This is a genomic window from Mycoplasma sp. 327, assembly GCF_053851655.1.
Genome location: NZ_JBSQBA010000001.1, coordinates 148,813 through 165,530 on the forward strand (window position 1 = coordinate 148,813; position 16,718 = coordinate 165,530).

General features: G+C 27.0%; 12 protein-coding genes and 1 CRISPR repeat array. Of the genes, 3 read left to right on the forward strand and 9 right to left on the reverse strand.

What is annotated here, in order from left to right; all coding sequences use genetic code 4:
* Positions 1-28 precede the first annotated feature (28 nt).
* A complete protein-coding gene (locus ACWXVS_RS00480) occupies positions 29-2,188 on the reverse strand; it encodes a helix-hairpin-helix domain-containing protein (RefSeq protein WP_455994501.1) in 2,160 nt (719 codons plus the stop codon).
* 139 nt (positions 2,189-2,327) lie between these two features.
* Here ACWXVS_RS00480 and ACWXVS_RS00485 point away from each other — a divergent pair, with 139 nt between their 5' ends.
* On the forward strand, positions 2,328-3,233 hold the full coding sequence (locus tag ACWXVS_RS00485; protein ID WP_455994503.1) for a nucleotidyltransferase: 906 nt from the start codon (positions 2,328-2,330) through the stop codon (positions 3,231-3,233).
* A 238-nt stretch (positions 3,234-3,471) separates the two neighbouring features.
* A complete protein-coding gene (locus tag ACWXVS_RS00490) occupies positions 3,472-3,645 on the forward strand; it encodes a hypothetical protein (protein ID WP_455994505.1) in 174 nt (57 codons plus the stop codon).
* Between the two features lie 414 nt (positions 3,646-4,059).
* Here the strand turns inward: ACWXVS_RS00490 and pip are convergent, their stop codons facing one another.
* From pip to ACWXVS_RS00515, 5 genes are all read right to left on the reverse strand, one after another.
* Complete coding sequence (gene pip / locus ACWXVS_RS00495) at positions 4,060-4,995, reverse strand: prolyl aminopeptidase (RefSeq protein ID WP_455994507.1); 936 nt, start codon at positions 4,993-4,995, stop codon at positions 4,060-4,062.
* Between the two features lie 93 nt (positions 4,996-5,088).
* Positions 5,089-6,018 (reverse strand): DHH family phosphoesterase, encoded by a 930-nt coding sequence (locus ACWXVS_RS00500; RefSeq protein WP_455994509.1) that lies wholly within the window; start codon positions 6,016-6,018, stop codon positions 5,089-5,091.
* A gap of 3 nt (positions 6,019-6,021) precedes the next feature.
* Complete coding sequence (locus tag ACWXVS_RS00505) at positions 6,022-8,217, reverse strand: PhnE/PtxC family ABC transporter permease (RefSeq protein ID WP_455994511.1); 2,196 nt, start codon at positions 8,215-8,217, stop codon at positions 6,022-6,024.
* Between the two features lie 2 nt (positions 8,218-8,219).
* A complete protein-coding gene (phnC, locus tag ACWXVS_RS00510; RefSeq protein WP_455994513.1) occupies positions 8,220-9,098 on the reverse strand; it encodes a phosphonate ABC transporter ATP-binding protein in 879 nt (292 codons plus the stop codon).
* A 50-nt stretch (positions 9,099-9,148) separates the two neighbouring features.
* Entirely contained in the window at positions 9,149-10,441 is a 1,293-nt protein-coding gene (locus ACWXVS_RS00515) for a hypothetical protein (protein ID WP_444704854.1), read from the reverse strand.
* 418 nt (positions 10,442-10,859) lie between these two features.
* Between ACWXVS_RS00515 and cas9 the strand changes: the two genes are divergently transcribed.
* Positions 10,860-14,360: a type II CRISPR RNA-guided endonuclease Cas9 gene (gene cas9, locus ACWXVS_RS00520; protein WP_455994515.1), complete on the forward strand. Its 3,501-nt coding sequence runs from the start codon at positions 10,860-10,862 to the stop codon at positions 14,358-14,360.
* An 86-nt stretch (positions 14,361-14,446) separates the two neighbouring features.
* A CRISPR array of direct repeats spans positions 14,447-14,813; the repeat unit is 36 nt; unit sequence GTCTAACCTTGCTTAAGAATAGTATAGTACTAAAAT.
* A gap of 38 nt (positions 14,814-14,851) precedes the next feature.
* Here the strand turns inward: cas9 and ACWXVS_RS00525 are convergent.
* The 3 genes from ACWXVS_RS00525 to cas1 all read right to left on the reverse strand — a co-directional run.
* Positions 14,852-15,598, reverse strand: a complete 747-nt coding sequence (locus ACWXVS_RS00525) for a hypothetical protein (protein ID WP_455994517.1) — start codon at positions 15,596-15,598, stop codon at positions 14,852-14,854.
* A gap of 3 nt (positions 15,599-15,601) precedes the next feature.
* The gene (gene cas2 / locus ACWXVS_RS00530) at positions 15,602-15,907 is read right to left on the reverse strand and encodes a CRISPR-associated endonuclease Cas2 (RefSeq protein WP_438340428.1); all 306 of its coding nucleotides are present in this window, start codon (positions 15,905-15,907) and stop codon (positions 15,602-15,604) included.
* A 4-nt stretch (positions 15,908-15,911) separates the two neighbouring features.
* A partial coding sequence (gene cas1 / locus ACWXVS_RS00535; RefSeq protein ID WP_455994519.1) for a type II CRISPR-associated endonuclease Cas1 occupies positions 15,912-16,718 on the reverse strand: 807 nt, incomplete at its 5' end.

Below are 16,718 nucleotides of genomic sequence, written 5' to 3' on the forward strand. Positions count from 1 at the left end.
CAGTATAATAAAATTTTAATACATTAATTTATTTTCAAATAATTTTTCCTTGAATTTTTGAGTTTACTTTATCAATATCAATAATTTTTATATTTATGTTATCGCCAATTGAAACTAGTTCATTAGGATGGTTGATATATTGGGAATTTTCCTTCTTCATATTGCGAATATGAATCAAAACATTTTCCTTTAGGCCAATATAGGCAAATACACCGAAGTTGGTAATATTTTGAACCTGGCCAATAATTTCTTGGCCCAGTTGGATATCACTAAATTTTAAAATTTTGTCATTAACAATATATCCTGGTTTATCATCCCTTATATCCTTTCCAGGTGCTAATAAAGAATCAATAATTAGGTCAATGTCATATTGATTTGCGCCTAGGTTTTTAGCTAATTCATCCTTATTAGTTGAAAGCAATATTTCCTTATCGATATTTTTTAAATCAATAGCTAATTCTTTTATTATTCTATCGGCAAGTTCATATAAGTCAGGGTGTATATTTGTCTTATCATAAAATACATTAGAATCATAAATTCGTAGAAAACCAACTGATTGTTCATAAGCTTTAGGGCCTAAACCTTTAACCTTTTTAAGATCAGTTCTTGATTTAAATAAGCCGTTCTCATTACGATAATCAACAATATTTTGTGCTAATGATTTCGAAAGGCCAGAAACATACTCTAATATATATTTGGTTGCGGTGTTTAAATCAATTCCAACCATATTGACTGCCTTTCCGACTTTGAATGCTAATTTTAAAGATAATTCTTTTTGATTAACATTATGTTGATACTGACCTACCCCAAGAGATTTTGGTTCAATTTTAATTAGCTCATTCAAAGGATCTTGAAATTTTCTGCCTATATTAATTGCTGATCTAAATTCTAGTTCTAAATCAGGGAATTCCTCTTGCGCAATTTTTGAAGCCGAGTATACAGAAGCGCCTACTTCGCTAACAATGGCAAATTTAGTGTTTTTGTTTAATTCTTTTTCTCTTCTTATTTTTAATAATTTATCAATAAATTCTTCTGTTTCACGGCTAGCGGTTCCATTTCCAATAACAATTAGATCAATCTCATATTTGTTAAGTATTTCATGCATCTTTTTGACTGCATTTAGAAATTCTTCTTTTGAGTTAGTGTGTGGATGGATAACAAAACCTTCTAAATATTTTCCATTACCGTCTAGCATTGCACATTTGCAGCCGTTAGTATATCCAGGATCGATAGATAAAATATTTTTATTTTTTGTGGCTGGAGAAAGTAATAAATCTTCAAGGTTTTGAGCAAAAATTTCAATAGCTTCTTTTTCGGCACGCTCAAATAAATCTGTCTTTATTTCTCTTATTATCGATGGAAATATTAAACGATCTAGTGAATCCTTTATTGCTTCATTAACAATCTTAGCTGTTCTTTTGTTGATGAAAAATTTGTTGTTTAGATAATAAATGATAACCTTTTCATTGAATTCAATTGTATATGAAATGATTTTTTTGTCTTCGCCACGAGTAATAGCTAATACACGATGGTTAGGGATATTTTTAACCTTCTCGCTATAGTCATAATATTGTTTGAATGTTTCTTTTTCGTCATCCACGCTTTTCTTTTTTGTTACGATAACACCGTAGTTTATAAGTTGATTTTTAACATATTCGCGAACTGAAATATCTTGTGAAATATTTTGAGCAATTATATATTTAGTTTGTTCTAAAACTTGTTCAACATCTTTTAATGTATCTCCATTAATATATTTCGAAGCTTCTTTAAAAACATTAAATTTTTCATCCTTATTTGTCATAATAAGCTCAGCAAGTGGCCCTAATCCTAATGCAAGAGCTTCGGTGGCTTTTGTTTTTTTGCCTACCTTAAAAGGTTCATATATATTTTCAACTTCCTGCTTAGTTATTGCATCATCAATTTTTTTCGATATTTCAACATCAAGTAGCTTTTTTTCTTCAAGAATTTTTTTAACATATTCTTTCCTTCTTTGAAGTTCTACATCATACTCATAAAATTCGCTAATATTTGCAACTTGTTCTTCATCAAGACCACCGGTCACATCTTTTCTATAACGTGAAATAAAGGGAATTGTAGCGCCTTCTTTTAATAATTTAAGGGTTTCACTAACCTGCTCATTACGTATATTCAATCTTTTTGCAACATTTTTTATTGATAAATCAATCATAATTTCTCCAATTTTTATTTATTATCTTTAGTACATTAATTATAAAGAAATTATTTTTTAATAGGTCTTTTTAGATTTTTTTTAAAGCAAATTAATTTATAATTTTTAAGAATTATTGAATTGTAGGAAGAATAAATTTATGTTAAAAATTGGCATTATTGCAGAATATAATCCATTTCATAATGGTCATATATACTTAATTAATAAAATTAAAGAAAGATATCCAAATTCGAAAATTATTGTTGCCTTGTCCTCTAATTTTACCCAACGTGGTGAGATTGCTTGCGCTCCTTTTGCAAAAAGAAAAAAAATATGTATGAAATATGGTGTTGATAAGGTTGTTAAGTTAGATTTTGAAACTTCAACACAGGCAGCACACTTTTTTGCAAAAGGCTCAATTGATATGTTAGATAAACAAAAAATTGATATTCTTTTTTTTGGAACATCCGATAGCGATGAAATAAAAAAATACATAAGTGCTGCCAGGTTATTGGATGAAAATCTGGATTTATATAACAAAAATGTTAAGTTGCTTTTAAAACAAGGAAAATCCTTTATTTTATCCTGTTATGAATCGTTAAAACTATTCTTAAAAGAAGAAGAAATTCCGCAGGATATTTTGGGCTTTGAATACACTAAATACATATTAAAAAATAAACCTCATATTAAACTTGATTGTATAAAAAGGTCAATTTCACATCATTCTGGGGAAACAAGTTCAATTTATGCATCAGGAACAAAATTAAGAGAAATGATAAAAAATAATGAGGATATTTCAAATTTTTCTCCACTAAAAATTAAAAGAGTTAAGAGGATTGAAGATACATATAAAAAATTCCAAAGAATAATAAGACATTGGTCACCACAAAGAATCGCCAAAATTAAACTTGTTAGTGAAGGGATGGAAAATTTATTTAAGAAAAACATTGAAGCTTTATCCTACGATGAATTTATTGATTCTTGTACATCAAAAAGATATACAAAATCACGTATTAAGCGAACTTATTTGTATGTCTTAAAGAAGTGATTTGCTAAAAAAAACTAGTATATTTTTAATTTTAAATTAAAGCACAATTAAGAAAAAAAGTTAATTCTAAATTGGATGCAGCAAGTTATTAATACCTCTAGGTATTATTTTTCATTATTATTGTTTATCAGGGTAATCATATGCACTTCAGGCGCTTAGAAGGTAAAAAGATACTGAAATAAAGATACATATTTTTTTATAAATTATAATTTAGTTTAATAAGTTAAATATTTAAAAAATATAATAGGTTATAGATTTGAAATTTAAAGGATTTATTTATGAGTGACTGGCTATTTTGATGAAGCAACATTTGTGCGAAACAAAAAAGTCTAAACAAGGTCATTTTGTTTCATTTGATCTATCACTGGCATTGTTTGTTTTTACTTTTATTGTTGTTGTAATGTCGATATATACATTTGTTGCAATATAGCTAATGTTGGTCCAGGTTTTGCGTCAATTATTTTAATTATAATCTAGCATATATAGACCTACAGTTATTATATTATTAATATTTTATGATAATGCTCTTAGTGAAATTAACAATGAAATTGTCACTATTTCTGAATTTCAATAATATAGACATTGAAACAAAGCATTATTGTTTATGTTTGAATATAAACACTTTATTTTTGTTAATAATTGTCGGCTGATCTTGCTAATATTAACACTTGTAGGTTTTATTATCTTTTTTATTTCAGCTTCAAAAGCTTAAAAAATTTTGATTCAATTTATTTAAAATATTTTTTTGAATCTAATCTAGATGAAAAACTTAAATGAGATTTTGTAAAAAAAACATTCAGGCGTATTTTCTGAATGTTTTTTGCCTTCAAAGTCTATGAATTATTTATTGCAAATTTTTAAATTCTTCTGTAGCATTAACTAGTGCTTCGGCAATCTTTTCTTCTTTTGAGGAATGACCTGCAATAACAAAATTTAACTTTGATTTGTTTAGATTTTTATGTAAAAGGTAAGCGCCCTCTGGTCTGCAATCCATATCAAATCTACCGTGAATAATTATTGTTGGAATATTTCGGATTTTGTCAATATTTTTTAATATATAGTTATCTTCTAAAAAAATATGATTAATAAAATAATGATTTTCAAGTCTAGCTAATTCTAAATTGCTTTTCTTATTAGATAAAATTTCTTCTATTTCTGTTAGTGGATTCATCGTTATAAGCCCGAGTTCTCATTTAGCTCAATGGTATGCTGCATTGTATGCTAATTCAATATTTGGACTATTTAGATACTTGTGGTATGCCTTGATTAAATTATGTCTTTCTTCAATTGGAATAAAGTTGGAAAATTCTTCATATGCTTCAGGAAAATAGAAAGAAGCACCCTGTTGATAAAGGTAATAATCGTCTTCTTGGCGCCCTAAGAATACACCTCGCAAAATCATACCCAATACATTTTGAGGGTAATTAATGGCATAAATAAGTGACAAACAGGATCCTCATGAACCACCAAAAAGTATCCATTTATCAATATTTAAGTTTTTGCGCAACTCTTCAATATCGCTAATTAAGTTTAGTGTAGTATTTTCTTTTATTTCGGCAGATGGCATAGATTTGCCGCAACCTCTTTGGTCGAATAAAATAATTCGGTAATGACTTGGATCAAAATATTGGCGATTTGATTCAGAAATTCCCCCTCCTGGACCACCATGTATAAATAAAATTGGTTGACCATTTGGGTTACCTACTTCTTCATAATATATAGAGTGAATATCGCTTACTTTTAAAAAACCAGTTTTATATGGTTCAATTGGTTCAAACATAACAATTTCCTTTTAGATAAAATATTAGTACTTAAAATTATATTTTAATATTTTAAAAAGTTAGAGGTTTAATGCGCCCCTAACTCTTATTTTTTATATTAAATAATGTTTGTTTATAAAGTTAACTATTTCTTGCAATTTATTTAAATCCTGTTGAATAAATCCAGATGAGTTTAAGTGCCCACCGCCTTGAAAATAGTTTGCAACTTTTGATACATCATAAGTAGTTTTTGATCTAATTTCACAGCGATAATCACCCTGTTTTCGTTTTAATAATGCTAGTGAAACTTCAGTGTTAGATACTTCTACAAATTTAGCAACAAGAGGTCTTGCGATATCATTTGAAACAATTTGATCAACAATCATATATGTAACTATTCCTTCTTTTTGGGAATTGTTTATTGCATTAAAAATGAATCTGTTTTCTTCCGCATTAAGTTGCATTTTTTTAAGTAAAAGATTATAATCTAGACCTTCCTTTAATAAAAATTCCATACATTTAAAAGTTTCTTGGGTAACATTTCTCTCTTTGAAAAATTCAGTATCAGTAATGATTGCCACAGCAAGGCCTTCGAGAACTTTTTTGTCTGTTTTTAAATTTAGTTCCATAACAAGTGTGGTCATTACTTGTCCGGTTGCAGGTCAAAAATCACCACCAATTTCAAATAATCATTCGCCTTCCAAAGGATGATGGTCAATTTTAATTGATTCTTCGGTTTTGACTCTTTGATCAAAGATTCTATTCTTTGTAGATGTATCAACAACCACCTTTAGTGAGTTATTAAAAAAGTCATTATCAACTAATGAAATTTTTTCATCTTCCAAGAACAATAGGTTTCTTGGATAATCGCCGCCAGAAATTCTTACATTCTTATTTTTTAGGTTTATTTTTATAAGATGCTTGAGAGCGACTGCAGATCCTAGGGTATCACCATCTGGTTCAACATGAGTACATAATGTTATATTATTTGCGTTTTCTAGATATTCTCAAAATTTAATAAATTTTTGTTTCATATTTTCCATAATTTAGGCCACCGTTAATGAATAATTGTCAAAATAATGATCAACCGCAATTTTGGCGGATTTTTTAGCTATTTTAGATTTCTTGAATCAGTTTTTCATATTTGCTAGATTTTGAATTGTTCGCATATATGTTGTTTTATAAACATTTTTAACATCATTTTTAATTTTAACTAATATTTTTTTATATTGATTTAAATAGTCTATTTTATTTGACATTAGTCTTTTATAATTTTTTTCATCTGGAATTAAATCATTTTTTAATCAATAATTGTATATAAATAATTGATCCTTCTTGTGTTTTGCAATCATATATTTTGCATATCTTGTTTCATTTTTGAATTCCTCATTGTTCACAAGAGCAATGGCAAGCGACTTAATAATCATATTTTGCTTAATCAGTTTTTTAAACCAAACATCTTGGCCAAAGAAGTATCCAGTTGTTAGTTTTGAGCGAATGATATTTGAAATTTGTTCAATTGTCAATAATACAATAATGGTAAAAATTAGGTATGATGAAAGCTTGTCTCAGTCTTCAGTTTTGGATGAGTATGTACTGATTTGGAAACCAAAGTCACTAGCTCCTACGGCGCCAATTACTACTGTACTTTTGAAGTTGATTTCAACTCTATATAAGAAGTTAGACAGAGATTGCGGTAATATTGATTTAATAACAATAAATTTGACTTTTTGAAATCATGTCGCGCCTAGTGAGTCTAAGGATTGAAACACCTTGTGTGGAATTTTTTCAACTGACTCCATAATTAGTTTTCCAAGCATACCAATTGAATGTATCCCCAGTGCCAAGACACCGGCGAATAGTTTTGAGTCTTTTGACAAGATTATAAAAAGAATGGCAAAAGTGAACGCTGGTATAGCACGAATAACAATAATAATCAATTTAAATGGGTAAGAAAAATACTTATTAATATTTTTTGCGGCAAGAATTCCTAATATTAGTGCAAAAAACAAACCAATGACTGAGGAAGCTATTGCCACTAGTAGAGCCGAAGCCCCTAATGGTATAACACTTGTTTTTGATGTTTTTCAATTACCACCAAACAATGATCAATCTGGATTGAAAAGCTTATTAATTCCATCTTTGAATTGGCTAATTTTTATACTATTTCCAATTTTTCATTCAATTTGTGTTAGCGAAGCAAGGATAAGCGCAAACACAAGAATAATGACAAAAATCTTGAATATATATATTTTTGACTTTTGCTTTTTAAGCTGTTCTAATTGTTTTGCAAATGGAAGTTTTTCATCAATTTGAGGGTGCTTTTGAGAATATTCTAAAATGAATTTTTTAATCATATAGTTTAATGCTTCGATTACTATCATCAAGGCAATTAACACTCATAAAACAATTGACATATGTGATAGGTTATCTGTTATGGCGTATTGATCAGAAAGAAGTTGCCCAATTGTTGATATTCCAACAATTGATAAAATAGCTGCAAATCTAACAACCATTTCGAATGAGTAGAATCCATATGATACAATTCTCTTTATTAAATAAGGTAAAATTGCGCTTTTAAAAGCAAGAGTTTTATTATTACCAATTGCTTGCGCTCCCTGAAATGCACTTGTATCATAGGTGTCTAAGTCTTCATATAATCATTTTGTCATTAATGAGCTAACAAATATAGCAATTGAAAACATTGCCGCTAATGATTTTGAAAATAAGAAGAAAAAGATAAATGCGAATACAACTGGGGGGACTGCTCTAATTATCGACATTATTATTCTAAAGGGAAGATAAATTAATTTATCTTTAATAATATTTTTAGAGCTTAATAATGCTAGCGGTACTGATATAAAAATACCAAGTATAGTGCCTAATATTGAGTATGAAATAGTGGTCCATAAATAGGATAAGCTGCGCAAGAAGGTTGCATAAGGCGTGAACTCTGCAGCTCCGATTTGCGCCTTTTTATTAGTCTCAAAAAAGTGCGAAATATGGTTTCAAAAAGCTTTTCAGTTTTGAAAATCAGGTTTAATAGCAGCAATTATTATTACAACTAAAATAAAGATTAGTGCACCACCCAAGATTTTGAACCAAGGGAACTTTTTAGTTACCTTTTGGCCATTGATGTCAACGAATTTAGGATTAAAGTAATTTGTTACTGATTCACTAAATAATTTTATTTTGCTTTTATATTCAATAGAACCGCTAGATTTGCTTTGTTGTTTATCCATTTCTAGATTTCCAATTTTTTAATTTTTTCTTTAATTTCATTTTGAATAATTAGTCTTTTTCTACGGTTTTCATTGAATTGTTCTTCATCAAATTGTTCCAATTTTTTTCCATATATTTCTTTTAATTGTTCTAAATTAACTTTATCTCAACTATCATTAAAAATAATTTTGCCTTTTTTTACCCCTATTATTCGATCTGCATATTGTAGGGCTAGATCAACATGATGGAGATTTGCAATTATGGTAATTTTTTCAGATTTGTTAGCTATTAAAAAACCATCCATAACACTTTTAGCCATAATCGGATCAAGTGCCCCTACAGGTTCATCTGCAAGAATAATTTTTGGTTTTTGGGCTAGAGTACGTGCTAAGGCCACGCGCTGCATCTGACCGCCTGATAAATCTTTTGCTAAATCATAAGCATTTTCTAGAATATTAACCTTTGCTAAACATTGATATGCTAGTTCAATATCGCTTTTACTATAAAATCCAAAAAACGCTCTAAATAAATTCATTTGTGGTAATCTTGCCGAGAGAACATTTTGTAGTACAGTGATGTTTTCAACTAGATTATAATTTTGAAAGATAATTCCAATTTTTGTTCTAAATTGTCTTAATTTTTTTCCTTTTAATTCATTAACATTGTAAGGTCCAACCGTTAATTTTCCTGAGGTAATTGTATTTATTTTGTTTACTGTTTTAATTAGTGTGGTTTTTCCGGCTCCCGATAGACCAATAATTGCAACAAACTCGCCTTGATTAATTGAAAGATTTACATCAATTAAGCCCTTAGTTCCATTAGGATATGTTTTTGATACATTATCTCAGTTGATATTTCAATTATTATTAGTATTTTGTTGTATGTTGCTAATACTTTTCATTTTTAAATTTTTATTCATAATTAAGTTTTATATTAAATTAAGTTTTTGTATTATTCTAAGAAAGATTTAAAGCCTTCAAAATGTTTTTTAAATCATTGTTCAGGGTATATATATGAGGCGGCTGATGTTGTTGAAGTATAACCATAAATTACATAATCCCTTACTTCTGATCATTTTAGTTTTCAATTAGAACCTTGTTCTTTTAGGGCTTTAATAACAATTTTGTAAATTTCAGAATCTTTGCGAACATAAATATATGAACGATAGAAGCCAACGGTTGGAAGTTCTTCTCCTGTTGCCAACGAATCAATATGTGTTTTTAATTCATCGTTGTATCCGTTTGTAGTTGAATTTGGATTTTTAGATGGTTCCTTGTTGATATAAAGATTATTTTTATTGAATATTTTGTAGTTATTAAATGCTTCAACTAGTAGTTTTTCATCATTAAATTTAGGTGTTGATGGATTCTGCTTGCTTATATATGGGTCAATAATTTGGACATTTCTACCAGCTTGAATAATAAAGCTAGAATCTCCAGATAGCTTAGCTCATGTATCGACGGGTAGAAAGGCGACATCGATCGATTTAGCTTTCAAAGCTGTTGCAGCACTATTGTAATCACTTGAAACACTAATTTCAATATTTTTGATTCCTTTTTCCTTTATTCATAATTGTAGTTTCTCTGTTGCTTTTTGTACTAATGCTGCATCAGAAGAAGGAATGAATTGAATTTTAAGGTTTTTCTTTTCATCAACAGTTGTGAATTTATTTGTTTTTTCATCAAAGGAAATATATTCACTATCGCCCTTAGGAATAACTTCATAGGCTTTTTTTGAATCTCCATTTATGTTGTAAACGATATTTGCATCAAATCCAACTGGAGCATAGCCATCATGGTTGTATATTTTGAATATACTTTGGATCTTGTTATTTTTATCTAAGTAAGTTAGATTGCTTTCTTTGTTAGAATCTTTATTATCTTTTACTTGTTTGTTTGATTCTTTTATTGCAGCAATTAAAAGTTGTTGAAGAGCCTTAATATCGCCAAGCTTTAAGTCAGATCTCGCCTGAACACCATCATTTGAAATGTGCGATGTAGCCCCAATAACTGCTAGATCATTAGCATGGTCTTTAGCATAAAAACGAGCGTCTGATCATGCCCCAGCAACAGTGATTGATTTGTTGGCTAGTTTTTGCATAGCATCAGCATACCCTTGGGTTTTTATTGCTTCGACATTGGAATCTGTTGTGCATTGTGAAGAAATTAGACCTATAGCCATCGGAAGTATAGAAGCACTAGTTATAACTGAAGGTAGTAAGAACTTTCTGATTGATTTTTTCATTTGTTTTCCTTTTTGTGTGGATTTTCTTTAATATAAAGTATTTAAATTTACAAACGAAATTATATTAAAAACTCAAGGAGCAATAAAAAAACACTTATTAGAAGAGTTTTTTTAAAAAAATTAACAAGTATGAAAAAAAATAAATTTTTTGTGGTGAAAAATTATATTATAAAATTAGTTTTTTTATGAAATTACAATTTTTTCATTTTGCTGCAATTTAACGTAAATGTTAAAAAAAGTTATTTTATAAATTTTGTGTAATCTCATTTGGTTCGAAAATTTAAGATAAAAGTTTAGTGTATTAAAATTGCAATATTAGCAATAATAAAATCTTCAAATTTTCGCTAAATTTTAATGAAAAAAATAAATATTTATATTTGTAATTTATAATAAATATGTTTTTTAGAATGGAGAATTCATGCAAGATAATAAAAAAATTGATGTTTCATTAGGCCTAGATTTAGGGATTGGTTCAGTAGGCTGGTCGCTTGTTAATAATGAAACTAACGAAGTTATTGCGCTAGGTTCTAGATTGTTTGATGAACCTAATTTAGCTGAAGATAGAAGAGCACACAGATCTCTTAGAAGAAGCATAAGAAGAAAAGCTTTAAAGAAAAATGCTTATGCAAAATTAGTTATTAAATATAGCAAAATGTTTAATTTAGATTTAAAATCTGTCGAAGATGTTTTAAATATTTATTTAAAATCTTCACAAAAACACCCACATATTATAGATTTAAAATACAAAGCATTATCAAAAGAAATTTTATCAGAAGAATTAATCTGAATACTACACGATTATTTAAAAAATCGTGGTGTATTTTATGAAATAGAAGAAGAAACCAAAGATAATAAAGGCGGCGATAAGAATAACAGTTCATTTGCTGAATTTAAAGACGATTCAAAATATCCAAGCGAAATTGAAAAAAAATACTTTGATAGATTCGGATTTGTCAAAAACATTGAAGCAAATACAGGTAATTTATTTACTAATAAAAGATGAGTTGCCGAACTTGAAAAACTTTTCGAAGTTCAGTCTAAAAAATATGATCAAAAATTATTTAAAGAATTTAGTGATAATTATCTAAATTTATTTAAATATATACGTTCATTTGAACAAGGGCCTGGCAATATAAAAAGTCCGAGTGAATACGGAATTTTTCAAAGAGATGAAAATGGTGAAGTTATTCAAAAATATACTGTAATATGAGAAAAAACCACTGGAAAATGTAGCGTGTTTAAAAAAGACAATAGAGCGCCTATTAATACGCCAAGTGCAGAAATGTTTAATTTATTACACAATTTAAACAATACAACTTTTTATATTGACGAAAATTCACAAAATAAAATAAATCTAGACAATCAAGTTAAAAAAGATCTAATTTTAAATTGATTTAATTCATTTAAAAACGATAAAAAAGTTAAAAACATAGATAAAAAATCAATTATTAAAGAAATGAAAAAAAATAATAATGATTTAACTACAAATAGTTTTAGCAATGAAGATATCGATTATAAAAATCTAAATATAACAAATGAAATTTTAAATATCTTTGTAAAAAATAATTGTATTGCTTCAATGTTTAACAGTGAAAATTTATTCAATGTAATAAGAGACTTAGATAAGCTATATCAACCAATATTTTATAATAGAAGTATTGATGACCGTATCAACAAGTTAAACGATAAAGAATGTATTAAAGTATTCAATAAATATTTATTAAATGACAGTGATATTCAGAACACGATAAAAGATATTGCTCAAAGTTCTAAATTAAAAGGAAATAAAACACATTCACTTTCATACCGTGTTTTTGAACATACGTTGCAGGCATTGTTTGATGAAATTACCAATCTAGAGTCATTAAAATGAAATAAAGAAAGTGATTTATATAAAGCAGTTAGTGAATATAATAAAGAAAATGAAATTAAACTAATTTCAAAAGAACAAACTGGCAAATATTTACAAGCCAATTTTTTAGACGATTTAATTGTTTCTCCAGCAGTTAAAAGTTCAATTAGAGAAAGCGTTAAGGTATTTAACCAAATTATCAAAGAATTTGGAAAAAAATATTTAATCACAAAAGTTGGCCTAGAAATGCCAAGGGATAAAAACGGTGAAGAAGAAGCTAAAAAAATCAGTGCTCAAAATAAACACAATAAAAAAGTTAATGATCTAATTGAAGTGGCAGTAAAAGAAAGAACTATGGATAATTCATTCAGTATTTCAAATTGCTCAGATCATACAAAATTAAAGTTATTGCTATGATTACAACAGGACGGAATTGATTTATATTCTCTTCAAGATATTGATTTAAGAAAAGTTTATAAAAATCCAGGATATACACATATTGATCATATTCTTCCTCAAAGCAAAAGTTTTGACGATTCAATCAGAAACAAGGTTTTGGTACTAAAAGAGTCAAATGAGCAAAAGGAAAATAAGGTTCCTAAAGACTTTTTATCAACCGAAAAATTTGAAGAGCTAAAAAAATGGTTATATGCACATTGAAGATCAAAAGCCGATAAATATACTTCTAAAAAAGATAAAATCAAAGATTTACCTTGATTTAAAACATACGATGAATTAATTGCAAAGTGCAACAATTTATTGCATGACACACTTTCTCAAAGCGATGAAATAGAATTTGCTTCTAGAAATTTAAACGACACGCGTTATGCATGTAAAGAATTTTTAAGTATTTTAGCAAACTATGCTAAAAATCATGACAATCAATTCACAATAAAACCTATTAGAGGTAAATTTACAAGCATAATTAGAAAATTAGCGAAATTGGATAAAAAGAACCGTGATGAATTTGATCACCATGCTATTGATGCTTCAATATTAGCAATTGCAGCAAACAATATGAAAATGAACCATAATAAATGAGCAATTTTGGAAAACTACTACATTGACAAAGACAACAACATTATTGATAAAGAAACTGGTGAATTTATTTGTAAGCGTTCTGATTTAACTGTCAATACCGAGGATATAACAGATAAAGTAAAAAAATCGATAGGCGAAAATAGACAACAAGAAATTAAATCTAAAGTAAGATTTACAAGAAAATTAACGAAAGATCATAATATCGAACTATTTAATGCAACTTTATACTCTTCTATCAAAGATCCAGATGATGAAAATATAATTTATAAAGTTGAACGTAAAAGTGTCTATGATATGAAAGATTACTTCGAAAAAGAAGATAAACACGATAATGTATTAATGTTCAGAAGTCACCCTCAAGAGTTTAATAAACTTAAGAATATATATCTAGAATATAAAGGTGAAAAAAGTCCTTTTGAAGTTTATATGAATGATTTACAAAAAGAATATAGTGAATTAATTTCAGAAGAGTATAAAGATTTCTGTAAAAATAATCAAATTTTATTACTCGTTGAAAACAATAAAGTCAAAATGGTTAAAAAATTAAAAATAGTTAGTGATAAAAAAGATATTAACAATGTAGCTTTAAATAAAAATGATAGCAAGTCATTTAAAGAATCATTTAATTGGGTTGCACTATTGATTTATAAAACAAGAAAAGATAAATATGCTTATATCCCGGTAAATGCAAAAATCTACACATTTGATAACAATAAAAAATCTGATTTTTCTTTAGAAGAAATTTACAATCAAAAAGAATTAAATAGAATTAAAAAAACATTAGACATTCCAGAGGAAAATAAAATAATTGATGTCTGATATAAAAATACGTTGTTTAAAAACGCAATCAATAATCAAGTCTATTATTTATGTGGCAACAATTATAGTACTCAACAAATAGAAGTAAAATTTATTTCAAAACGAAACGTTATTGTAGAGGGCGATAAACAAAAAATAAAGAGAATTTTAATTAATATTAACGTATTTAACTTAAATTATCTTAAATTAAAAAATAAAATAGTTTAAATTTTACTAATGAAAATTTATAACACATTCCATACAGAATGTGTTTTTTAATAATAAAAAAAATAAACCACTTAAATACTTAAAAAGTCTAACCTTGCTTAAGAATAGTATAGTACTAAAATTAATAAGAAGCAAGAAATTTCGAACGATTTAGTCTAACCTTGCTTAAGAATAGTATAGTACTAAAATCTCTATCTTCAATATCATCAGTAAAAATATGTCTAACCTTGCTTAAGAATAGTATAGTACTAAAATTGTCTTATTATAACCTGCTTGATTCTTCGCGTCTAACCTTGCTTAAGAATAGTATAGTACTAAAATTTATTCATAAAGTCATATAAAATTAGTAATGTCTAACCTTGCTTAAGAATAGTATAGTACTAAAATCGAAATAAGTTGCCACTTTTAAGAGCGAATGTCTAACCTTGCTTAAGAATAGTATAGTACTAAAATGTCATTTTTGTATATAAACGTTTAAATTCGATTAAAAATTAATCTAAAATGATTGATTTTATTGCATTTTGCAATGTTTTACTTTCTTTGATTTTTTCAATGTCATCAATATTGAATTTTTGCATAAGTATTTCTTTAATTAAAGATACATTATCAATATTGATAAATGTTTTATTATCAAAAATTGAACAAACTTCCAACTCTTCAAAGCTATTACAAATATCTCAAATATTGTTAGTTAATATAATAAAGTTAAATTTATTAGTAAAAGTAACCAACTCGCTAATATTGATATTATCAAAATTAGTGATAATTACAAGTTGCTTATCTAATTGATTTGTTAAATCAAAAAACTTAAATAAAATATCTTTATTAATCAATTTCTGATCATTTAGTTGGAATAAAAATTTAACTAACTTTGATTTATCTAAATTAAGATAAATAAAATCTTCAGCAACTAAATTTGTATAAAAATTTAATACTTCAGATAATAAATCACTTTTGATTAAATTTTCTTGATCAATTCTACTGTCTTTTATAAACATTTTATATAAACTATTTTTGCTGCTAAAGTTAAGGATATCAATAACTTTTGATAATGGATTAATAATAATACTTTCATTAACAAAATAGCTTTTATTATTAATTAAAAGACTTGGTTGATTATTTTGATTTTCATGATTAATTAACATAGCTAAAAAAGCTAAAGAGTTACTGCTTTCAATAACTCTAATTCCTTGATAGTCATAATCTAAAAGATGACTAAATTTTACTATTTCTAACATAATTTATACCTCTAAATATATTTTTTTATCTAAGTAATATTCATTTAGTGATTTTTCGCCATTAATGATTTCAATATTTTGATATTGACTTTCTGTTACTAATAAAATTCTCACATTTGATTTTTTTGGAACGATTTTTATTAGTTTATCCTTTTCATAAGGATATTGAGTGTGAGCTGATATACATTTAACATAGATTGAATATTGAATCATGCTATAACCTAATTTAATTAGTTCATTTCTAAATTTATTATAATAAGCGATATTATCATCGTCCATCGAAATATCATACATAACAATTATTCGCATAAATCTACTTTGAATTTCAATCAATGATTAACTCTTCTAATGAACAATTTTCTAATATTTTTTTAACTGAATAATCAATATAATCGCGAATTCTTATATGCTTATTGTTGACATTAATGTGCTCATCAAAAAATTCATATAGCATTTGCTTAAAAATTTTTCAATTCACTTCTTGATAATTAGCTTTCTTGATTAAATACTGATATACAACATAGTCAATAAACACTCTAGCTATTTCCATTAGATCGCATGCTAAACTATAAGGGTTATTAAAGCTTTTATGAAAAACGCCAATGCGATTATCAAAGCCACGCCCATTAATTGACCGACTATAAAATGATAGTAAAATCGTATACCCATAATTTAGCATCGCATTAATATCATCATCGAAGTTATTTCTTTCTCTTTTAAAATCAGCTCCAAAAATATTTTTATAATAAAGTTTAGCTGCATGAGCCTCGCGGTTAGATAAATCACCAATTTTGACATCTAAAATATAATTTTTAAATTTTTGATAATCTTCATCATTAACTAAATTAAAATTTACTAACAAATTAAGTTGATTAGAAATCTTTAATTTAATAATATTTTTTCAGGTTATGGCTTTGTAATTCTCATCTCAAGTTAATTGAGATAAAAATACTTTGTTATTATAATAATTATCAAACGGAATAATTTGCGCCTGAGGCAGATGTTTTTCGTTGCATATAATTATATTAACTTTTTCTTTTATAAATTTATTAATTAGTGGTATTGCATTAATTAGCGTGAAAAATGAGCCACCGATATTTTGAATTTGTTTAATTATACA